This window comes from Escherichia sp. MOD1-EC6300 (genome assembly GCF_002965045.1).
Classification (GTDB): Bacteria; Pseudomonadota; Gammaproteobacteria; order Enterobacterales; family Enterobacteriaceae; genus Escherichia; species Escherichia coli_F.
The window spans coordinates 139165-159413 of sequence record NZ_PTRH01000007.1; the positions used below are offsets into that span (position 1 = coordinate 139165).

Consider the following 20249-nt stretch of genomic DNA (forward strand, 5'->3'; position numbering starts at 1 on the left):
CAAACCATGAGCCAGCAAGTCATTATTTTCGATACCACATTGCGCGACGGTGAACAGGCGTTACAGGCAAGCTTGAGTGTGAAAGAAAAACTGCAAATTGCGCTGGCCCTTGAGCGTATGGGTGTTGACGTGATGGAAGTCGGTTTCCCCGTCTCTTCGCCGGGCGATTTCGAATCGGTGCAGACCATCGCCCGCCAGGTCAAAAACAGCCGCGTATGTGCGTTAGCTCGCTGCGTGGAAAAGGATATCGACGTGGCAGCTGAATCTCTGAAAGTTGCCGAAGCCTTCCGTATCCATACCTTTATTGCCACTTCGCCAATGCACATCGCCACCAAGCTGCGCAGCACGCTGGACGAAGTGATCGAACGCGCTATCTATATGGTGAAACGCGCCCGTAATTACACCGATGATGTTGAATTTTCTTGCGAAGATGCCGGACGCACACCCATTGCCGATCTGGCGCGCGTGGTTGAAGCGGCGATTAATGCCGGTGCCACCACCATCAACATTCCGGACACCGTGGGCTACACCATGCCATTTGAGTTCGCCGGAATCATCAGCGGCCTGTATGAACGCGTGCCTAACATCGACAAAGCCATTATCTCCGTACATACCCACGACGATTTAGGCCTGGCAGTTGGCAACTCACTGGCGGCGGTACATGCCGGAGCGCGCCAGGTGGAAGGTGCAATGAATGGGATCGGCGAGCGTGCCGGTAACTGTTCGCTGGAAGAAGTGATCATGGCGATCAAAGTTCGTAAGGATATTCTCAACGTTCATACCGCCATTAATCACCAGGAAATATGGCGCACCAGCCAGTTAGTTAGCCAGATTTGTAATATGCCGATCCCGGCAAACAAAGCCATTGTTGGCAGCGGCGCATTCGCACACTCCTCCGGTATCCACCAGGATGGCGTGCTGAAAAACCGCGAAAACTACGAAATCATGACACCAGAATCTATTGGTCTGAACCAAATCCAGCTGAATCTGACCTCTCGTTCCGGTCGTGCGGCAGTAAAACACCGCATGGATGAGATGGGGTATAAAGAAAGTGAATATAATTTAGACAATTTGTACGATGCCTTCCTGAAGCTGGCGGACAAAAAAGGTCAGGTGTTTGATTACGATCTGGAGGCGCTGGCCTTCATCGGTAAGCAGCAAGAAGAGCCGGAGCATTTCCGTCTGGATTACTTCAGCGTGCAGTCTGGTTCTAACGATATTGCCACTGCCGCCGTCAAACTGGCCTGTGGCGAGGAAGTTAAAGCGGAAGCTGCCAACGGTAATGGTCCGGTCGATGCCGTCTATCAGGCGATTAACCGCATCACTGACTATAACGTCGAACTGGTGAAATACAGCCTGACCGCCAAAGGCCACGGTAAAGATGCGCTGGGTCAGGTGGATATCGTCGCTAACTACAACGGTCGCCGCTTCCACGGCGTCGGCCTGGCCACCGATATTGTCGAGTCCTCCGCCAAAGCCATGGTGCACGTACTGAACAATATCTGGCGCGCCGCAGAAGTCGAAAAAGAGTTGCAACGCAAAGCTCAACACAACGAAAACAACAAGGAAACCGTGTGATGTCGAAGAATTACCATATTGCCGTTTTACCCGGAGATGGGATCGGGCCGGAAGTGATGACCCAGGCACTGAAAGTGCTGGATGCCGTGCGTAACCGCTTTGCGATGCGTATCACCACCAGCCATTACGATGTAGGCGGCGCAGCCATTGATAACCACGGGCAGCCGCTGCCGCCTGCGACGGTTGAAGGTTGTGAGCAAGCCGATGCCGTGCTGTTTGGCTCGGTGGGCGGCCCGAAATGGGAACATTTGCCGCCAGACCAGCAACCAGAACGCGGCGCGCTGTTGCCTTTGCGTAAGCACTTCAAATTATTCAGCAACCTGCGTCCGGCAAAACTGTATCAGGGGCTGGAAGCATTCTGTCCGCTGCGTGCTGACATTGCCGCTAACGGCTTCGACATCCTGTGCGTGCGCGAACTGACCGGTGGCATCTATTTCGGTCAACCAAAAGGCCGCGAAGGTAGCGGACAATATGAAAAAGCGTTTGATACCGAGGTGTATCACCGTTTTGAGATCGAGCGCATTGCCCGTATCGCGTTTGAATCTGCCCGCAAGCGTCGTCGCAAAGTCACCTCAATCGACAAAGCCAATGTGCTGCAATCCTCTATTTTATGGCGGGAGATTGTTAACGAGATCGCCACGGAGTATCCGGATGTCGAACTGGCGCATATGTACATCGACAACGCTACCATGCAGCTGATTAAAGATCCGTCGCAGTTTGACGTACTGCTGTGCTCCAACCTGTTTGGCGACATTCTGTCTGATGAATGCGCGATGATCACAGGCTCGATGGGCATGTTGCCTTCCGCCAGCCTGAACGAGCAAGGTTTTGGTCTGTATGAACCGGCGGGCGGCTCGGCACCCGATATCGCAGGCAAAAACATCGCCAACCCGATTGCACAAATTCTGTCGCTGGCGCTGCTGCTGCGTTACAGCCTGGATGCCGATGATGCGGCTTCCGCCATTGAACGCGCCATTAACCGCGCGTTAGAAGAAGGCATTCGCACCGGGGATTTAGCCCGTGGCGCTGCCGCCGTTAGTACCGATGAAATGGGCGATATCATTGCCCGCTATGTGACAGAAGGGGTGTAATCATGGCTAAGACGTTATACGAAAAATTATTCGACGCTCACGTAGTGTACGAAGCCGAAAACGAAACCCCGCTGTTATATATCGACCGTCATCTGGTACATGAAGTGACCTCACCGCAGGCGTTCGATGGTCTGCGCGCCCACGGTCGCCCGGTACGTCAGCCGGGGAAAACCTTCGCCACCATGGATCACAACGTCTCGACTCAGACTAAAGACATTAATGCCTGCGGTGAGATGGCGCGCATCCAGATGCAGGAACTGATCAAAAACTGCAAAGAGTTTGGCGTCGAACTGTATGACCTGAATCACCCGTATCAGGGGATTGTCCACGTAATGGGGCCGGAACAGGGCGTCACCTTACCAGGAATGACCATTGTCTGCGGCGACTCACATACCGCCACCCACGGGGCGTTTGGTGCACTGGCCTTTGGTATCGGTACATCCGAGGTCGAACACGTACTGGCAACGCAGACCCTGAAACAGGGGCGCGCGAAAACCATGAAAATTGAAGTCCAGGGCAAAGCTGCGCCGGGCATTACCGCGAAAGATATTGTGCTGGCGATTATCGGTAAAACCGGCAGCGCTGGCGGTACCGGGCATGTGGTGGAGTTTTGCGGCGAAGCAATCCGTGATTTAAGCATGGAAGGTCGTATGACCCTGTGCAACATGGCAATCGAAATGGGCGCAAAAGCCGGTCTGGTTGCGCCGGACGAAACCACCTTTAACTATGTTAAAGGCCGTCTGCATGCGCCGAAAGGTAAAGATTTCGACGACGCCGTTGCCTACTGGAAAACTCTGCAAACCGACGAAGGCGCAACTTTCGATACCGTTGTCACTCTGCAAGCAGAAGAGATCGCCCCGCAGGTAACATGGGGAACTAACCCCGGTCAGGTGATCTCCGTGAACGACAACATTCCCGATCCGACTTCGTTTGCCGATCCGGTTGAACGCGCGTCGGCAGAAAAAGCGCTGGCCTATATGGGGCTGAAACCGGGTATTCCGCTGACCGAAGTGGCTATCGACAAAGTGTTTATCGGTTCCTGCACCAACTCGCGCATTGAAGATTTACGCGCAGCGGCAGAAATCGCCAAAGGCCGGAAAGTCGCGCCGGGCGTGCAGGCACTGGTGGTTCCCGGCTCTGGTCCGGTAAAAGCCCAGGCGGAAGCGGAAGGTCTGGACAAAATCTTTATCGAAGCCGGTTTTGAATGGCGCTTGCCAGGCTGCTCAATGTGTCTGGCGATGAACAACGACCGCCTGAATACTGGCGAGCGTTGTGCCTCCACCAGCAACCGTAACTTTGAAGGCCGCCAGGGGCGTGGCGGGCGCACGCATCTGGTCAGCCCGGCAATGGCTGCCGCTGCTGCTGTGACCGGACATTTCGCCGACATTCGCAACATCAAATAAGGAGCACACCATGGCAGAGAAATTTATCAAACATACAGGCCTGGTGGTTCCGCTGGATGCCGCCAATGTCGATACCGATGCAATCATCCCGAAACAGTTTTTGCAGAAAGTGACCCGTACAGGTTTTGGCGCGCATCTGTTTAACGACTGGCGTTTTCTGGATGAAAAAGGCCAACAGCCAAACCCGGACTTCGTGCTGAACTTCCCGCAATATCAGGGCGCTTCCATTTTGCTGGCACGAGAAAACTTCGGCTGCGGTTCCTCGCGTGAGCACGCTCCGTGGGCATTGACCGATTACGGTTTTAAAGTGGTGATTGCACCGAGTTTTGCTGACATCTTCTACGGCAACAGCTTTAACAACCAGCTGCTGCCGGTGAAATTAAGCGATGCAGAAGTGGACGAACTGTTTGCGCTGGTGAAAGCCAATCCGGGGATTCATTTTGATGTGGACCTGGAAGCGCAAGAGGTGAAAGCGGGAGAGAAAACTTATCGCTTTACCATCGATGCCTTCCGCCGCCACTGCATGATGAACGGTCTGGACAGCATCGGCCTGACTCTGCAGCACGACGACGCAATTGCGTCTTATGAAGAGAAGCAACCGGCGTTTATGCGTTAGTTTGTACACCGTCCGGCACTCAATCGCCAAAAAGAAAAAAGCCAGCAGATAATCACTGCTGGCGTGGCGATTAACACCAATACTCAGTCACACATGATGTCCGCAAATCAGTAGTCAGAATGACTCCCCTCCCACTGCATCAGCTCTTCAAGCATGGTTAATCGTTGTGGGACGCTTAACCAACGCAACCAGCACAACGTCGCTGTCGCGGTAAAATAGTGCTGATAAAACTGACGTATGGGGCACCTCCTTGCTTCATCGTTAGGAATTATTGACTTAATATAGGGAAAATAAAATTGCTGACTTTTGCGCAGGAGTTCCCCTTTTATGCCATCTGCTCGTCTGCAACAACAGTTCATCCGCCTGTGGCAATGCTGCGAGGGTAAATCGCAGGACACAACGCTCAACGAACTAGCGGAGTTATTGAGCTGCTCCCGTCGTCATATGCGCACCCTGCTCAATACCATGCAGGATCGCGGCTGGCTGACGTGGGAAGCGGAGGTCGGGCGCGGTAAACGCTCACGTTTAACATTCCTCTATACCGGGCTGGCGCTTCAGCAACAGCGAGCAGAGGACCTGCTGGAGCAGGATCGTATCGATCAACTGGTGCAACTGGTTGGCGACAAAGCGGCTGTGCGGCAAATGTTGGTTTCTCATTTGGGACGCAGCTTCCGCCAGGGGCGGCACATCCTGCGCGTGCTCTACTATCGTCCGTTGCGCAATCTGCTGCCCGGCAGTGCATTGCGCCGTTCCGAAACCCATATCGCCCGGCAAATCTTCAGTTCGCTAACGCGCATAAATGAGGAAAATGGGGAACTGGAAGCAGACATCGCCCACCACTGGCAGCAAATATCACCGCTTCACTGGCGCTTCTTTTTGCGTCCAGGAGTCCATTTTCATCATGGTCGTGAACTGGAAATGGACGATGTGATCGCCTCTTTAAAACGAATCAATACGCTGCCGCTTTATTCGCATATTGCGGACATTGTGTCGCCGACGCCCTGGACGCTGGATATCCATCTCACGCAACCGGACCGCTGGTTACCGTTACTGCTGGGGCAAGTTCCGGCGATGATCCTGCCACGAGAATGGGAAACCCTCAGTAACTTTGCCAGCCATCCCATCGGCACCGGTCCGTATGCGGTGATCCGCAACAGCACCAATCAACTGAAAATTCAGGCATTCGATGACTTCTTCGGTTATCGCGCATTAATCGACGAAGTAAATGTCTGGGTTCTGCCAGAAATTGCCGACGAGCCAGCCGGCGGTCTGATGCTAAAAGGGCCGCAGGGCGAGGAAAAAGAGATTGAAAGTCGGCTGGAGGAAGGTTGCTACTATTTACTGTTCGACAGCCGCACCCATCGCGGGGCGAACCAGGCGGTAAGAGACTGGGTAAGCTATGTTCTCTCCCCCACCAACCTGGTCTATTTTGCCGAAGAACAGTACCAGCAACTCTGGTTTCCAGCCTACGGGCTGTTGCCGCGCTGGCATCATGCCCACCCGACGCATTGCGAAAAACCCGCCGGGCTGGAAAACCTCACCCTGACTTTTTATCAGGATCATATTGAGCATCGAGTGATTGCCGGGATCATGAAGCAGATTCTGGCAAGTTATCAGGTCACACTGAAAATTAAAGAGATCAGCTACGATCAGTGGCACGAAGGAGAGATCGAAAGTGACATCTGGCTTAACAGCGCCAACTTTACGCTGCCGCTGGATTTTTCGCTGTTCGCGCACTTGTGCGAGGTGCCGCTGCTCCAACACTGTATTCCGATCGACTGGCAAGCCGACGCCGCCCGCTGGCGCAATGGCGAAATGAATCTGGCGAACTGGTGCCAGCAACTGGTCGCCAGTAAAGCAATGGTGCCACTTATCCACCACTGGCTGATCATTCAGGGGCAACGCAGTATGCGCGGTCTGCGTATGAACACCCTCGGCTGGTTCGATTTTAAATCCGCGTGGTTTGCGCCGCCGGATCCATGATTGCTGGTTGATAACAAAATCACTACACTAACGCCGTTCTCAACGGGGTGCCACGCTGCCGCGTGCGCTGAGAAAATACCCGTCGAACCTGATCCGGATAACGCCGGCGAAGGGATTTGAGGCTCCTTCTCAAGTCCTTTGCCACTCTTCTTTGAGGTGCAAAGTGTTAAAAAAATATCTTCCCCTGCTGTTGCTCTGTACAGCACCCGCTTTCGCTAAACCCGTTCTGACTGTTTATACCTACGATTCCTTCGCCGCCGACTGGGGGCCAGGTCCGGTGGTGAAAAAAGCCTTTGAAGCCGACTGTAATTGCGAACTGAAACTGGTGGCGCTGGAAGATGGCGTTTCGCTTCTCAACCGTCTGCGGATGGAAGGCAAAAACAGTAAAGCCGATGTGGTGCTGGGGCTGGATAACAATCTGTTAGATGCCGCCAGCAAAACCGGGCTGTTTGCTAAAAGCGGTGTGGCAGCGGATGCCGTTAACGTTCCCGGTGGCTGGAATAATGACACTTTTGTCCCATTTGATTACGGCTACTTCGCCTTCGTCTATGACAAGAACAAACTGAAAAATCCGCCGCAAAGCCTGAAAGAATTGGTTGAAAGCGATCAGAACTGGCGAGTGATTTATCAGGATCCGCGTACCAGTACGCCGGGCCTGGGCCTGTTGTTGTGGATGCAAAAAGTCTATGGCGATGACGCCCCGCAAGCCTGGCAGAAGCTGGCGAAGAAAACCGTCACGGTCACCAAAGGCTGGAGCGAAGCCTACGGCCTGTTTTTAAAAGGCGAAAGCGATCTGGTACTGAGTTACACCACCTCTCCGGCTTATCACATTCTCGAAGAGAAGAAAGATAACTACGCCGCCGCGAACTTCAGCGAAGGTCACTATTTGCAAGTGGAAGTCGCCGCCCGCACCGCTGCCAGCAAACAGCCGGAGCTGGCGCAAAAATTCCTCCAGTTTATGGTTTCTCCGGCTTTTCAGAATGCGATCCCAACCGGCAACTGGATGTATCCGGTGGCAAACGTCACGCTGCCTGCCGGTTTTGAAAAATTGACCAAACCGGCAACCACGCTGGAGTTCACGCCAGCCGAGGTGGCGGCACAACGTCAGGCATGGATTAGCGAATGGCAACGCGCCGTCAGCCGTTAATTCCCGGCTGGTTAATTCCAGGCGTAAGCGCCGCTACGCTTGTGGTGGCGGTTGCACTGGCGGCATTTCTCGCCCTGTGGTGGAACGCGCCGCAGGGTGACTGGATGGCAATCTGGCAGGACAGCTACCTGTGGCATGTGGTGCGCTTCTCCTTCTGGCAGGCGTTTCTCTCGGCGCTGCTCTCTGTCGTACCCGCGATATTCCTCGCCCGCGCGCTCTATCGCAGGCGCTTTCCGGGTCGGCTGACGCTGTTGCGTCTGTGCGCAATGACCTTGATCCTCCCGGTGCTGGTTGCTGTTTTCGGCATTCTTAGCGTCTATGGTCGCCAGGGCTGGCTGGCATCACTCTGCCAATCGCTCGGTCTGGAGTGGACCTTTTCGCCCTACGGCCTGCAAGGTATTTTGCTGGCGCACGTATTTTTTAATCTGCCGATGGCGAGCCGCTTATTACTCCAGGCACTGGAAAACATTCCCGGCGAACAACGTCAACTTGCCGCCCAGCTTGGGATGCGCGGCTGGCATTTTTTCCGCTTCGTCGAATGGCCGTGGTTACGGCGTCAAATCCCGCCGGTTGCCGCGCTTATCTTTATGCTCTGTTTCGCCAGCTTCGCCACCGTGCTATCGCTGGGCGGCGGTCCGCAGGCGACCACTATCGAGCTGGCAATCTATCAGGCGCTGAGTTACGACTACGATCCCGCCCGCGCGGCGATGCTGGCGCTGATCCAGATGATATGTTGCCTTGGGCTGGTGCTGTTGAGTCAGCGACTAAGTAAAGCCATTGCGCCCGGCACCACGCTGCTGCAAGGCTGGCGCGACCCGGACGACCGTCTGCATAGCCGCATTTGCGACACGGTGTTAATTGTGCTGGCGCTGCTGCTGTTGCTGCCACCGTTACTAGCGGTGATTGTCGATGGGGTAAATCGCCAGTTGCCAGAGGTGCTGGCACAACCGGTGCTGTGGCAGGCGCTGTGGACCTCGTTGCGTATTGCGCTGGCGGCAGGCGTATTATGCGTAGTGCTGACCATGATGCTGCTATGGAGCAGTCGCGAATTGCGGGCACGGCAAAAAATGCTGGCGGGTCAGGCGCTGGAGATGAGCGGAATGCTGATCCTCGCCATGCCGGGGATTGTGCTGGCAACGGGCTTCTTTTTACTGCTCAACAACACTATCGGCCTGCCGCAATCTGCTGACGGCATTGTGATTTTCACCAATGCGTTAATGGCGATCCCTTACGCACTGAAAGTGCTGGAAAACCCGATGCGCGATATCACCGCGCGTTACAGTATGTTGTGTCAGTCGCTGGGGATTGAAGGCTGGTCGCGCTTAAAAGTGGTGGAACTGCGCGCCCTGAAACGTCCGCTGGCGCAGGCGCTGGCCTTTGCGTGTGTGCTGTCGATTGGTGATTTTGGCGTGGTGGCGTTGTTCGGTAACGATGATTTCCGTACCCTGCCGTTTTATCTCTACCAGCAAATTGGCTCCTATCGTAGCCAGGACGGTGCGGTGACCGCGTTAATTCTGCTGCTGCTCTGTTTTCTGCTGTTTACCGTGATTGAAAAACTACCGGGGCGAAATGTTAAAACTGACTGATATCACCTGGCTTTATCACCATTTGCCGATGCGTTTTAGCTTAACGGTGGAACCCGGCGAGCAGGTGGCGATCCTCGGGCCAAGCGGCGCGGGTAAAAGTACCCTGCTAAATTTGATCGCCGGTTTTCTGACGCCAGCCAGCGGTTCGCTGACTATCGATGGTATTGATCACACCACGACGCCGCCGTCACGCCGTCCGGTATCGATGCTGTTTCAGGAGAACAACCTGTTCAGTCACCTGACGGTCGCGCAGAACATCGGGCTGGGGCTTAATCCTGGATTGAAGCTGAACGCGGCGCAGCAGGAGAAAATGCATGCTATCGCCCGCCAGATGGGGATTGATAATTTAATGGCGCGATTACCGGGCGAGCTTTCTGGCGGTCAGCGACAGCGCGTGGCGTTAGCGCGTTGTCTGGTGCGCGAACAGCCGATTTTATTGCTCGATGAACCGTTCTCTGCGCTCGATCCGGCGTTACGTCAGGAGATGCTGACGCTGGTGAGCACGAGCTGCCAGCAGCAAAAAATGACGCTATTGATGGTGTCGCACAGTGTGGAAGATGCGGCGCGGATCGCCACACGCTCGGTGGTGGTCGCTGACGGGCGCATCGCCTGGCAGGGTAAGACTGAAGAATTGTTGAGCGGTAAGGCGAGTGCTTCGGCAATATTGGGGATTACGGGTTAGTATGCACTGTCGGATGCGGCGTGAACGCCTTATCCGACCTACGGACAGTGCGTTTTGTAGGCCTGATAAGACGCGGCAAGCGTCGCATCAGGCAACCCGCACAGACTATCCCCTAAACCCCAACCACTTTCCGCAAAATATCGATATATACCGGCATCAACGGGTGGCGAATTAACACTACCAGCGCCACTACACCGACGGCAGAAATTAACGGTGCCAGCCACAACAAACGACCGCGCGACAAATAATGACTTAAACGGTCAGTCGCTTTACCACTGCGCCATAACCGCCAGCACAGCCAGCCACCAACCCACAAAAACACCGCTGTTGCCAGCAGCAACCATTTAAACTCGCCACTCTGCATTCCGGCAGGAATATCGATCGCCGCGCCCGCCAGAATCCCCGGCAGGAAGTAAAACGGCGGCCATAACAGGCAGCCGATAATATTTGGCGTAATAAATTTCGCCACCGGGAGATCCAACATTCCCGCCACCATTGGCACCAGCGGACGCGTCGGGCCGACAAAACGACCGACCAGAATGGTAAACATGCTGTGTTGATGCAACGCATGTTCAGTTTTATCGAGTAATGCTTTGTTCTTCTTCAGAAACGACCAGCGATGCAACGGCTTTTTAAAACGCCAGCCCAGCCAGAAGGAGATCCAGTCGCCCAGCAGGCAACCGACGATCCCTGCCAGCCAGGCGTGCCAGAAACTTAACTCGCCGCTGCCAATCAGCGCTCCCAGCCCCGCCATCAGCACCGTACCGGGTAGAATCAAACCGACCAGCGCCAGCGACTCCAGAAAGGCCACCAACACCACCGCCATCAATGAATACACGGTGGATTGGGTAATAAAGTGTTCCAGCAATGCTTGCATAATGTGCCTGTCAAATGGACGAAGCAGGGATTCTGCAAACCCTATGCTACTCCGTCAAGCCGTCAATTATCTGATTCGTTACCAATTATGACAACTTGACGGCTACATCATTCACTTTTTCTTCACAACCGGCACGGAACTCGCTCGGACTGGCCCCGGTGCATTTTTTAAATACTCGCGAGAAATAGAGTTGATCGTCAAAACCAACATTGCGACCGACGGTAGCGATAGGCATCCGTGTGGTGCTCAAAAGCAGCTTCGCCTGACTAATGCGTTGGTCCTCGCGCCAGCTTAAGACGCTAATTCCTAACTGCTGGCGGAACAGATGCGACAGACGCGACGGCGACAGGCAGACATGCTGCGCGACGCTGGCAATATCAAAATTGCTGTCTGCCAGGTGATCGCTGATGTACTGACAAGCCTCGCGTACCCGATTATCCATCGGTGGATGGAGCGACTCGTTAATTGCTTCCATGCGCCGAAGTAACAATTGCTCAAGCAGATTTATCGCCAGCAGCTCCGAATAGCGCCCTTCCCCTTGCCCGGCGTTAATGATTTGCCCAAACAGGTCGCTGAAATGCGGCTGGTGCGCTTCATCCGGGCGAAAGAAACCGGTATTGGCAAATATTGACGGCCAGTTAAGCCATTCATGCCAGTAGGCGCGCGGACGAAAGTAAACCCACTGGTGATACCATTCGCGAGCCTCCGGATGACGACCGTAGTGATGAATCTCTCCTGGCGGGAACAGCAAAATATCACCCGGTCGGCAGACAAATTCTCGTCCCTGATTTTTCACCACCCCCTGGCCGCGTATGGTGAGATTGAGAATATAACCCTTCATTCCCAGTGGTCGGTCGATAAAAAAATCGAGATATCCGTTGGCCTCAATCGGCGTTAAACCCGCCACCAGATGGGCGTTAAACGAGTATCCCGGCAGCAGGGGATCATTTTGCGCTTCAGCCATACTTTTCATACTCCCGCCATTCAGAGAAGAAACCAATTGTCCATATTGCATTAGACATTGCCGTCACTGCGTCTTTTACTGGCTCTTCTCGCTAATCCAACCGGTAACCCCGCTTATTAAAAGCATTCTGTAACAAAGCGGGACCAAAGCCATGACAAAAACGCGTAACAAAAGTGTCTATAATCACGGCAGAAAAGTCCACATTGATTATTTGCACGGCGTCACACTTTGCTATGCCATAGCATTTTTATCCATAAGATTAGCGGATCCTACCTGACGCTTTTTTTCGCAACTCTCTACTGTTTCTCCATACCCGTTTTTTTTGGATGGAGTGAAACGATGGCGATTGCAATTGGCCTCGATTTTGGCAGTGATTCTGTGCGAGCTTTGGCGGTGGACTGCGCCACCGGTGAAGAGATCGCCACCAGCGTAGAGTGGTATCCCCGTTGGCAGAAAGGGCAATTTTGTGATGCCCCAAATAACCAGTTCCGTCATCATCCGCGTGACTACATTGAGTCAATGGAAGCGGCGCTGAAAACCGTGCTTGCAGAGCTTAGCGCCGAGCAGCGCGCAACCGTGGTCGGGATTGGCGTTGACACAACCGGCTCGACGCCCGCACCGATTGACGCCGACGGTAACGTCCTGGCGCTGCGCCCGGAGTTTGCCGAAAACCCGAACGCGATGTTCGTATTGTGGAAAGACCACACCGCGGTTGAAGAAGCGGAAGCGATTACCCGTTTGTGTCACGCGCCGGGCAAAGTTGACTACTCCCGCTATATTGGCGGTATTTATTCCAGCGAATGGTTCTGGGCAAAAATCCTGCATGTGACGCGCCAGGACAGCGCCGTGGCGCAATCTGCCGCATCGTGGATTGAACTTTGCGACTGGGTGCCCGCCCTGCTCAGTGGCACCACGCGCCCGCAGGATATTCGCCGCGGACGTTGCAGCGCCGGACATAAATCTCTGTGGCACGAAAGCTGGGGCGGCCTGCCGCCAGCCAGTTTCTTTGACGAACTGGACCCGATCCTCAATCGCCATTTGCCTTCCCCGCTGTTCACTGACACCTGGACTGCCGATATTCCGGTGGGCACGTTATGCCCGGAATGGGCGCAGCGTCTCGGCCTGCCTGAAAGCGTGGTGATTTCCGGCGGCGCGTTTGACTGCCATATGGGCGCAGTTGGCGCAGGCGCACAGCCTAACGCTCTGGTAAAAGTTATCGGTACTTCCACCTGCGACATTCTGATTGCCGACAAACAGAGCGTTGGCGAGCGGGCAGTTAAAGGCATTTGCGGTCAGGTTGATGGCAGCGTGGTGCCTGGATTTATCGGTCTGGAAGCAGGTCAGTCGGCGTTTGGTGATATCTACGCCTGGTTCGGTCGCGTACTCGGCTGGCCGCTGGAACAGCTTGCCGCCCAGCATCCGGAACTGAAAGAGCAAATCAACGCCAGCCAGAAACAACTGCTTCCGGCGCTGACCGAAGCATGGGCCAAAAATCCGTCTCTGGATCACCTGCCGGTGGTGCTCGACTGGTTTAACGGCCGCCGCACACCGAACGCTAACCAACGCCTGAAAGGGGTGATTACCGATCTGAACCTCGCTACCGACGCTCCGCTGCTGTTCGGCGGTTTGATTGCTGCCACCGCCTTTGGCGCACGTGCAATTATGGAGTGCTTTACCGATCAGGGGATCGCCGTTAATAACGTGATGGCGCTGGGCGGCATCGCGCGGAAAAACCAGGTCATTATGCAGGCCTGCTGCGACGTGCTGAATCGCCCGCTGCAAATTGTTGCCTCTGACCAGTGCTGTGCGCTCGGTGCGGCGATTTTTGCTGCCGTCGCCGCGAAAGTGCACGCAGATATCCCATCAGCACAGCAAAAAATGGCCAGTGCGGTAGAGAAAACCCTGCAACCTCGCAGCGAACAGGCACAACGCTTTGAACAGCTTTATCGCCGCTATCAGCAATGGGCGATGAGCGCCGAACAACACTATCTTCCAACTTCCGCCCCGGCACAGGCTGCCCAGGCCGTTCCGACTCTATAAGGACACGACAATGACAATTTTTGATAATTATGAAGTGTGGTTTGTAATTGGCAGCCAGCATCTGTATGGTCCGGAAACCCTGCGTCAGGTCACCCAACATGCCGAGCACGTCGTTAATGCGCTGAATACGGAAGCGAAACTGCCCTGCAAACTGGTGCTGAAACCGCTGGGCACCACGCCGGATGAAATCACCGCTATTTGCCGTGACGCGAATTACGACGATCGTTGCGCTGGTCTGGTGGTGTGGCTGCACACCTTTTCCCCGGCCAAAATGTGGATCAACGGCCTGACCATGCTCAACAAACCGTTGCTGCAATTCCACACCCAGTTCAACGCGGCGCTGCCGTGGGATAGCATCGATATGGACTTTATGAACCTGAACCAGACTGCACATGGCGGTCGCGAGTTCGGCTTCATTGGCGCGCGTATGCGTCAGCAACATGCTGTCGTTACCGGTCACTGGCAGGATAAACAAGCACATGAGCGTATCGGCTCCTGGATGCGTCAGGCGGTCTCTAAACAGGATACCCGTCATCTGAAAGTTTGCCGCTTTGGCGATAACATGCGTGAAGTGGCGGTCACCGATGGCGATAAAGTTGCCGCACAAATCAAATTCGGTTTCTCCGTCAATACCTGGGCAGTTGGCGATCTGGTGCAGGTGGTGAACTCCATCAGCGATGGCGATGTTAACGCGCTGGTCGATGAGTACGAAAGCTGCTACACCATGACGCCTGCGACACAAATCCACGGCGAAAAACGGCAGAACGTGCTGGAAGCTGCGCGTATTGAGCTGGGGATGAAGCGTTTCCTGGAACAAGGTGGCTTCCATGCGTTCACCACCACCTTTGAAGATTTGCACGGTCTGAAGCAGCTTCCAGGCCTGGCCGTGCAGCGTCTGATGCAGCAGGGCTACGGCTTTGCGGGCGAAGGCGACTGGAAAACTGCCGCCCTGCTTCGCATCATGAAAGTGATGTCAACCGGTCTGCAGGGCGGCACCTCCTTTATGGAGGACTACACTTACCACTTCGAAAAAGGTAATGACCTGGTGCTCGGCTCCCATATGCTGGAAGTCTGTCCGTCGATCGCCGTAGAAGAGAAACCGATCCTCGACGTTCAACACCTCGGGATTGGCGGTAAAGACGATCCTGCCCGCCTGATCTTCAATACCCAAACTGGTCCGGCGATTGTCGCCAGCTTGATTGATCTCGGCGATCGTTACCGTCTGCTGGTTAACTGCATCGACACGGTGAAAACGCCGCACACCCTGCCGAAACTGCCGGTGGCGAATGCGCTGTGGAAAGCGCAGCCGGATCTACCAACCGCTTCCGAAGCGTGGATCCTTGCTGGTGGCGCGCACCACACCGTCTTCAGCCATGCGTTGAACCTCAACGATATGCGCCAGTTTGCCGAGATGCACGACATTGAAATCACGGTGATTAATAACGACACCCGCCTGCCAGCGTTTAAAGACGCGCTGCGCTGGAACGAAGTGTATTACGGATTTCGTCGCTAAGTAGCCGCATCAGGTATGTAACGCCTGATGCGACGCTGACGCGTCTTATCTGGCCTACACGTTCCGATTTTGTAGGCCGGATAAGCAAAGCGCATCCGGCATTCTTTTCCCCCTCGCCCCTTTGGGGAGAGGGCCGGGGTGAGGGGAAACGACCTCTCAGGAGTCAACATGTTAGAAGATCTCAAACGTCAGGTTTTAGAAGCCAACCTGGCGCTGCCAAAACACAACCTGGTCACGCTGACCTGGGGCAACGTCAGCGCCGTTGATCGCGAGCGCGGCGTCTTTGTAATCAAACCTTCCGGCGTCGATTACAACGTCATGACCGCTGACGATATGGTCGTGGTCAGCATCGAAACCGGTGAAGTGGTTGAAGGTACGAAAAAGCCCTCCTCCGACACGCCAACTCACCGGCTGCTCTATCAGGCATTCCCGTCCATTGGCGGCATTGTGCATACGCACTCCCGCCACGCCACCATCTGGGCGCAGGCGGGCCAGTCAATTCCGGCAACCGGCACCACCCACGCCGACTATTTCTACGGCACCATTCCCTGCACTCGCAAAATGACCGACGCAGAAATCAACGGCGAATATGAGTGGGAAACCGGTAACGTCATCGTTGAAACTTTCGAAAAACAGGGTATCGACGCAGCGCAAATGCCTGGCGTTCTGGTCCATTCTCACGGCCCGTTTGCATGGGGTAAAAACGCTGAAGACGCAGTGCATAACGCCATCGTGCTGGAAGAAGTCGCTTATATGGGGATTTTCTGCCGCCAGCTTGCTCCGCAGTTACCGGATATGCAGCAAACATTGCTGGATAAACACTATCTGCGTAAGCATGGTGCGAAGGCATATTACGGGCAGTGATTTAAGAGAAGCATCTGGGTAACAGGTGCTTCTTTTTTATTATCACTCAGGCAGCAAGAAAAATTTCTGCCCCTATTCCCTCAATTAACAGTGCTTCTAATGAAGGGGCAATATACACCGCATCATCAAGATCTAAATTACCAAAACCGACGAGATATAAACCAAACCCCTCTTTTCCTTCGGCATAAAAAATCACTTTTCCGCCTTCATCATCGCCAATCGCCAGAGCGTGTGGAATATAATCCTGAATATGGTATGCGGCATTCATCTCACTACAGCCTGCGGCTCCCCAAATTCTGATATAAGACGTTGAATCCATCACTTTTAATTCAACGTCTGCCATCAGAGTAATAAAGGTTAAATACTCATCAGGAATTGCAATGTGAAAATAATTTTTTATAAGTTGACCGAGTCCACTATAATCTAATACGGGTTCCCATGACGCCAGCGTGAATTTTTCATGCAATTTAACAATAGGAAACTTACTCATTTCATCATCCTTTTCTTATACTTCTGGGGTAAAATATCCGTTATAACGCCTTCACCTATAAATCCGGCTTCCCACAGCAGAAACTCACTGCCACAGCTGATCCACGGCATTACAAGTTCAGGATTTAAAAACGCCATCTCAAGATTGTGTACCATTTCGCCAGGGTGAATCGTTTTTCCATAGCCGTCGATGTAAATCCGGCAGCCATAACCATATGAAGATAACTCATTAATCCCTTTAAAAAAGACAGGACAGCCGTAAAAACGGTTAGATGATAACAAAGGGCCACGATGCGATTTTTGCGTTGAAGAGTATAGTGTAATGGTAATCCGAACCTTTCTCATCTTCCCTCCGAATTAATTACGCTCTTCAATCAAATATGTCGTTTTATTAGTCCAGGCGATTATTTTATAGGGTCTGTTAATAATACCTTTCTGCGTATAATCAGCCATAATTTCTGATGGATACCAACCATAACCAAAGCAAAATAAAGCACCTACATTAATAAGCTCACTAATTACACTTAGTTTCTCATTTTCATTACTGGTATTTTTGCTAAATCGATCATTGTCGGCAGAAAAACCCAACCGTTGCATTTTTTCAACGTTATCATATCCGGTCACTACCGTTTCAATGAAATTATCACTTATGCTAACCACTATAATACAATCGCTCGGCAGTGTGTTCATTTCCCCTTGATCCTTCTAAAGTCATTTTTTCACCACAACAATGAATTCAATAGATATAATGAATATATGCAGCCATTTATATATAATTAGCATTACACCCTAATGCCTTAATATAACCCAAACAGAAATCGTCCGATAATCAGAAAATGTAATCATTGAATAAAGCAGGAACCTTTTTATCGCATGAGAAACCGAAGATGGTTGATGCCGTTTCGTCAAACATTACTGTACAAAATATCAGTGTTCAGTAAAAAACCAGGCTATAATCAAGCCTGGTTTTTTGATGGATTTTCAGCGTGGCGCAGGCAGGTTTTATCTTAACCCGACACTGGCGGGACACCCCGCAAGGGACAGAGGTCTCCTTCTGGCTGGCGACGGACAACGGGCCGTTGCAGGTTACGCTTGCACCGCAAGAGTCCGTGGCGTTTATTCCCGCCGATCAGGTTCCCCGCGCCCAGCATATTTTGCAGGGTGAACAAGGCTTTCGCCTGACGCCGCTGGCGTTAAAGGATTTTCATCGCCAGCCGGTGTATGGCCTTTACTGTCGCGCCCATCGCCAGTTAATGAATTACGAAAAGCGCCTGCGTGAAGGTGGCGTTACCGTCTACGAGGCCGATGTGCGCCCGCCAGAACGCTATCTGATGGAGCGGTTTATCACCTCACCGGTGTGGGTCGAGGGTGATATGCGCAATGGCGCTATCGTTAATGCCCGTCTGAAACCGCATCCCGACTACCGCCCGCCGCTCAAGTGGGTTTCTATTGATATTGAAACCACCCGCCACGGTGAACTGTACTGCATCGGTCTGGAAGGCTGCGGGCAGCGCATCGTTTATATGCTGGGGCCGGAGAATGGCGATGCCTCCGCGCTTGATTTCGAACTGGAGTACGTCGCCAGTCGTCCGCATCTGCTGGAAAAACTCAACGCCTGGTTTGCTAACCACGATCCCGATGTGATCATCGGCTGGAACGTGGTGCAATTCGATCTGCGAATGCTGCAAAAACATGCCGAGCGTTATCGTATTCCGCTGCGGCTGGGGCGCGATAACAGTGAGCTGGAGTGGCGCGAGCACGGCTTTAAAAACGGTGTCTTTTTTGCCCAGGCCAAAGGGCGGCTAATTATCGACGGTATCGAGGCACTGAAATCCGCGTTCTGGAATTTCTCTTCATTCTCGCTGGAAACCGTCGCTCAGGAGTTATTAGGCGAAGGAAAATCTATCGATAACCCGTGGGATCGGATGGACGAAATTGACCGCCGTTTCGCCGAAGATAAACCTGCGCTAGCAACTTATAACCTGAAAGATTGCGAACTGGTGACGCAGATCTTCCACAAAACTGAAATCATGCCGTTTTTACTCGAACGAGCGACGGTTAACGGCCTGCCGGTAGATCGGCACGGGGGATCGGTGGCGGCGTTTGGTCATCTCTATTTTCCGCGAATGCATCGCGCTGGTTATGTCGCGCCTAATCTCGGCGAAGTGCCGCCGCACGCCAGCCCTGGCGGCTATGTGATGGATTCGCGGCCTGGGCTTTATGATTCGGTACTGGTGCTGGACTATAAAAGCCTGTACCCGTCGATCATCCGCACCTTTCTGATTGATCCCGTCGGACTGGTAGAAGGTATGGCGCAGCCTGATCCAGAGCACAGTACCGAAGGCTTTCTCGATGCCTGGTTCTCGCGGGAGAAACATTGCCTGCCGGAGATTGTGACTAACATCTGGCACGGGCGCGATGAAGCCAAACGCCAGGGCAATAAACCGCTGTCGCAGGCGCTGAAGATCATTATGAATGCCTTTTACGGCGTGCTCGGTACTACCGCCTGTCGCTTCTTCGATCCGCGCCTGGCATCGTCGATCACCATGCGTGGTCATCAGATCATGCGGCAAACCAAAGCGTTGATTGAAGCGCAGGGCTACGACGTGATCTACGGCGATACCGACTCAACGTTTGTCTGGCTGAAAGGCGCACATTCGGAAGAAGAAGCGGCGAAAATCGGTCGTGCACTGGTGCAGCACGTTAACGCCTGGTGGGCAGAAACGTTGCAACAGCAACGGCTGACTAGCGCACTGGAATTGGAGTATGAAACCCATTTCTGCCGTTTTCTGATGCCAACCATTCGCGGAGCCGATACCGGCAGTAAAAAACGTTATGCCGGGCTGATTCAGGAGGGCGATAAGCAGCGGATGGTGTTTAAAGGGCTGGAAACCGTGCGCACCGACTGGACACCGCTGGCCCAGCAGTTTCAGCAGGAGCTATATCTACGTATCTTCCGCAACGAGCCATATCAGGAGTACGTCCGCGAAACCATCGACAAACTGATGGCTGGCGAACTGGATGCACGGCTGGTTTACCGTAAACGCCTTCGCCGTCCACTGAGCGAATACCAGCGTAATGTGCCGCCTCATGTACGCGCCGCACGCCTTGCGGATGAAGAAAACCAAAAGCGCGGTCGCCCCTTGCAATATCAGAACCGCGGCACCATTAAGTACGTATGGACCACCAACGGCCCGGAGCCGCTGGACTACCAACGTTCACCGCTGGATTACGAACACTATCTGACCCGCCAGCTACAACCCGTGGCGGAGGGAATACTCCCTTTTATTGAGGATAATTTTGCTACACTTATGACCGGGCAACTTGGGCTATTTTGAGCAAAAAAAGAGTTCGCCAGATACCATTTTGATGCGTGACGAATGCTTTGCCATCCAGTACCATAGCGCCCTTTCCAT

General features: G+C 53.5%; 18 protein-coding genes and 1 riboswitch. Of the genes, 12 read left to right on the forward strand and 6 right to left on the reverse strand.

Annotation, left to right across the window (positions count from 1 at the left end):
• Positions 1-6 precede the first annotated feature (6 nt).
• From leuA to leuD, 4 genes are read left to right on the forward strand one after another with little or no spacing between them, the layout of a single operon-like run.
• The gene (leuA, locus tag BGE37_RS12940; RefSeq protein ID WP_000082846.1) at positions 7-1578 is read left to right on the forward strand and encodes a 2-isopropylmalate synthase; all 1572 of its coding nucleotides are present in this window, start codon (positions 7-9) and stop codon (positions 1576-1578) included.
• Positions 1578-2669, forward strand: coding sequence for a 3-isopropylmalate dehydrogenase (gene leuB / locus BGE37_RS12945; protein WP_105288071.1), 1092 nt, complete (start codon positions 1578-1580; stop codon positions 2667-2669). Before leuA ends, leuB begins: the two co-directional genes overlap by 1 nt.
• A gap of 2 nt (positions 2670-2671) precedes the next feature.
• Complete coding sequence (gene leuC / locus BGE37_RS12950; protein ID WP_105288072.1) at positions 2672-4072, forward strand: 3-isopropylmalate dehydratase large subunit; 1401 nt, start codon at positions 2672-2674, stop codon at positions 4070-4072.
• Between the two features lie 10 nt (positions 4073-4082).
• The gene (leuD, locus tag BGE37_RS12955) at positions 4083-4688 is read left to right on the forward strand and encodes a 3-isopropylmalate dehydratase small subunit (RefSeq protein WP_000818231.1); all 606 of its coding nucleotides are present in this window, start codon (positions 4083-4085) and stop codon (positions 4686-4688) included.
• 107 nt (positions 4689-4795) lie between these two features.
• On the opposite strand, the gene sgrT is transcribed toward leuD, so the two are convergent.
• Positions 4796-4927 (reverse strand): glucose uptake inhibitor SgrT, encoded by a 132-nt coding sequence (gene sgrT / locus BGE37_RS12960; RefSeq protein WP_001248772.1) that lies wholly within the window; start codon positions 4925-4927, stop codon positions 4796-4798.
• Between the two features lie 88 nt (positions 4928-5015).
• On the opposite strand from sgrT, the gene sgrR reads away from it, so the two are divergent.
• The 4 genes from sgrR (at position 5016) to thiQ (ending at position 10086) form a co-directional block, all read left to right on the forward strand.
• A complete protein-coding gene (gene sgrR / locus BGE37_RS12965) occupies positions 5016-6671 on the forward strand; it encodes a DNA-binding transcriptional regulator SgrR (RefSeq protein ID WP_105288073.1) in 1656 nt (551 codons plus the stop codon).
• Positions 6672-6704: 33 nt separating this feature from the next.
• A riboswitch (TPP riboswitch) is annotated at positions 6705-6804 on the forward strand.
• A gap of 30 nt (positions 6805-6834) precedes the next feature.
• Positions 6835-7818 (forward strand): thiamine ABC transporter substrate binding subunit, encoded by a 984-nt coding sequence (thiB, locus tag BGE37_RS12970; protein WP_001355216.1) that lies wholly within the window; start codon positions 6835-6837, stop codon positions 7816-7818.
• Positions 7794-9404, forward strand: coding sequence for a thiamine/thiamine pyrophosphate ABC transporter permease ThiP (gene thiP / locus BGE37_RS12975; protein ID WP_105288074.1), 1611 nt, complete (start codon positions 7794-7796; stop codon positions 9402-9404). The genes thiB and thiP overlap by 25 nt, the downstream gene beginning before the upstream one ends.
• The gene (thiQ, locus tag BGE37_RS12980) at positions 9388-10086 is read left to right on the forward strand and encodes a thiamine ABC transporter ATP-binding protein ThiQ (RefSeq protein WP_000916262.1); all 699 of its coding nucleotides are present in this window, start codon (positions 9388-9390) and stop codon (positions 10084-10086) included. Before thiP ends, thiQ begins: the two co-directional genes overlap by 17 nt.
• 112 nt (positions 10087-10198) lie before the next feature.
• Here thiQ and BGE37_RS12985 read toward each other — a convergent pair whose 3' ends face one another.
• Together BGE37_RS12985 and araC are read right to left on the reverse strand one after the other, a co-directional pair.
• Positions 10199-10963, reverse strand: a complete 765-nt coding sequence (locus tag BGE37_RS12985; RefSeq protein ID WP_001561402.1) for a DedA family protein — start codon at positions 10961-10963, stop codon at positions 10199-10201.
• A gap of 85 nt (positions 10964-11048) precedes the next feature.
• On the reverse strand, positions 11049-11927 hold the full coding sequence (gene araC / locus BGE37_RS12990) for an arabinose operon transcriptional regulator AraC (RefSeq protein WP_001300811.1): 879 nt from the start codon (positions 11925-11927) through the stop codon (positions 11049-11051).
• A 339-nt stretch (positions 11928-12266) separates the two neighbouring features.
• Here araC and araB point away from each other — a divergent pair, with 339 nt between their 5' ends.
• The 3 genes from araB (at position 12267) to araD (ending at position 16344) form a co-directional block, all read left to right on the forward strand.
• The gene (araB, locus tag BGE37_RS13000) at positions 12267-13967 is read left to right on the forward strand and encodes a ribulokinase (RefSeq protein WP_105288075.1); all 1701 of its coding nucleotides are present in this window, start codon (positions 12267-12269) and stop codon (positions 13965-13967) included.
• A gap of 10 nt (positions 13968-13977) precedes the next feature.
• Complete coding sequence (araA, locus tag BGE37_RS13005) at positions 13978-15480, forward strand: L-arabinose isomerase (protein ID WP_105288076.1); 1503 nt, start codon at positions 13978-13980, stop codon at positions 15478-15480.
• 168 nt (positions 15481-15648) lie between these two features.
• The gene (araD, locus tag BGE37_RS13010) at positions 15649-16344 is read left to right on the forward strand and encodes an L-ribulose-5-phosphate 4-epimerase (protein ID WP_000888652.1); all 696 of its coding nucleotides are present in this window, start codon (positions 15649-15651) and stop codon (positions 16342-16344) included.
• 46 nt (positions 16345-16390) lie between these two features.
• Here the strand turns inward: araD and BGE37_RS13015 are convergent, their stop codons facing one another.
• Genes BGE37_RS13015 through BGE37_RS13025 form a run of 3 tightly spaced genes read right to left on the reverse strand, consistent with a single transcriptional unit; the run spans position 16391 to position 17523 of the window.
• Positions 16391-16834 (reverse strand): SMI1 / KNR4, encoded by a 444-nt coding sequence (locus tag BGE37_RS13015; protein WP_046082469.1) that lies wholly within the window; start codon positions 16832-16834, stop codon positions 16391-16393.
• Positions 16831-17178, reverse strand: coding sequence for a hypothetical protein (locus BGE37_RS13020; protein ID WP_223663084.1), 348 nt, complete (start codon positions 17176-17178; stop codon positions 16831-16833). Before BGE37_RS13020 ends, BGE37_RS13015 begins: the two co-directional genes overlap by 4 nt.
• Before the next feature lie 12 nt (positions 17179-17190).
• Positions 17191-17523, reverse strand: coding sequence for a hypothetical protein (locus tag BGE37_RS13025; RefSeq protein WP_105288077.1), 333 nt, complete (start codon positions 17521-17523; stop codon positions 17191-17193).
• Positions 17524-17819: 296 nt separating this feature from the next.
• Here BGE37_RS13025 and polB point away from each other — a divergent pair, with 296 nt between their 5' ends.
• Positions 17820-20171 carry a DNA polymerase II gene (gene polB / locus BGE37_RS13030; protein ID WP_105288078.1) on the forward strand — a complete coding sequence of 784 codons (2352 nt, stop codon included), beginning with the start codon at positions 17820-17822 and terminating at the stop codon, positions 20169-20171.
• The last annotated feature ends 78 nt before the right edge of the window (positions 20172-20249 follow it).

What these genes read in the sequence shown, in the direction of transcription:
- leuA (WP_000082846.1), top strand. Translation starts at nt 7, where the DNA reads ATGAGCCAGCAAGTCATTATTTTCGATACCACATTGCGCGACGGTGAA.
- leuB (WP_105288071.1), top strand. Translation starts at nt 1,578, where the DNA reads ATGTCGAAGAATTACCATATTGCCGTTTTACCCGGAGATGGGATCGGG.
- leuC (WP_105288072.1), top strand. Translation starts at nt 2,672, where the DNA reads ATGGCTAAGACGTTATACGAAAAATTATTCGACGCTCACGTAGTGTAC.
- leuD (WP_000818231.1), top strand. Translation starts at nt 4,083, where the DNA reads ATGGCAGAGAAATTTATCAAACATACAGGCCTGGTGGTTCCGCTGGAT.
- sgrR (WP_105288073.1), top strand. Translation starts at nt 5,016, where the DNA reads ATGCCATCTGCTCGTCTGCAACAACAGTTCATCCGCCTGTGGCAATGC.
- thiP (WP_105288074.1), top strand. Translation starts at nt 7,794, where the DNA reads ATGGCAACGCGCCGTCAGCCGTTAATTCCCGGCTGGTTAATTCCAGGC.
- thiQ (WP_000916262.1), top strand. Translation starts at nt 9,388, where the DNA reads ATGTTAAAACTGACTGATATCACCTGGCTTTATCACCATTTGCCGATG.
- BGE37_RS12985 (WP_001561402.1), bottom strand. Translation starts at nt 10,963, where the DNA reads ATGCAAGCATTGCTGGAACACTTTATTACCCAATCCACCGTGTATTCA.
- araC (WP_001300811.1), bottom strand. Translation starts at nt 11,927, where the DNA reads ATGGCTGAAGCGCAAAATGATCCCCTGCTGCCGGGATACTCGTTTAAC.
- araB (WP_105288075.1), top strand. Translation starts at nt 12,267, where the DNA reads ATGGCGATTGCAATTGGCCTCGATTTTGGCAGTGATTCTGTGCGAGCT.
- araA (WP_105288076.1), top strand. Translation starts at nt 13,978, where the DNA reads ATGACAATTTTTGATAATTATGAAGTGTGGTTTGTAATTGGCAGCCAG.
- araD (WP_000888652.1), top strand. Translation starts at nt 15,649, where the DNA reads ATGTTAGAAGATCTCAAACGTCAGGTTTTAGAAGCCAACCTGGCGCTG.
- BGE37_RS13015 (WP_046082469.1), bottom strand. Translation starts at nt 16,834, where the DNA reads ATGAGTAAGTTTCCTATTGTTAAATTGCATGAAAAATTCACGCTGGCG.
- BGE37_RS13020 (WP_223663084.1), bottom strand. Translation starts at nt 17,178, where the DNA reads ATGAGAAAGGTTCGGATTACCATTACACTATACTCTTCAACGCAAAAA.
- BGE37_RS13025 (WP_105288077.1), bottom strand. Translation starts at nt 17,523, where the DNA reads ATGAACACACTGCCGAGCGATTGTATTATAGTGGTTAGCATAAGTGAT.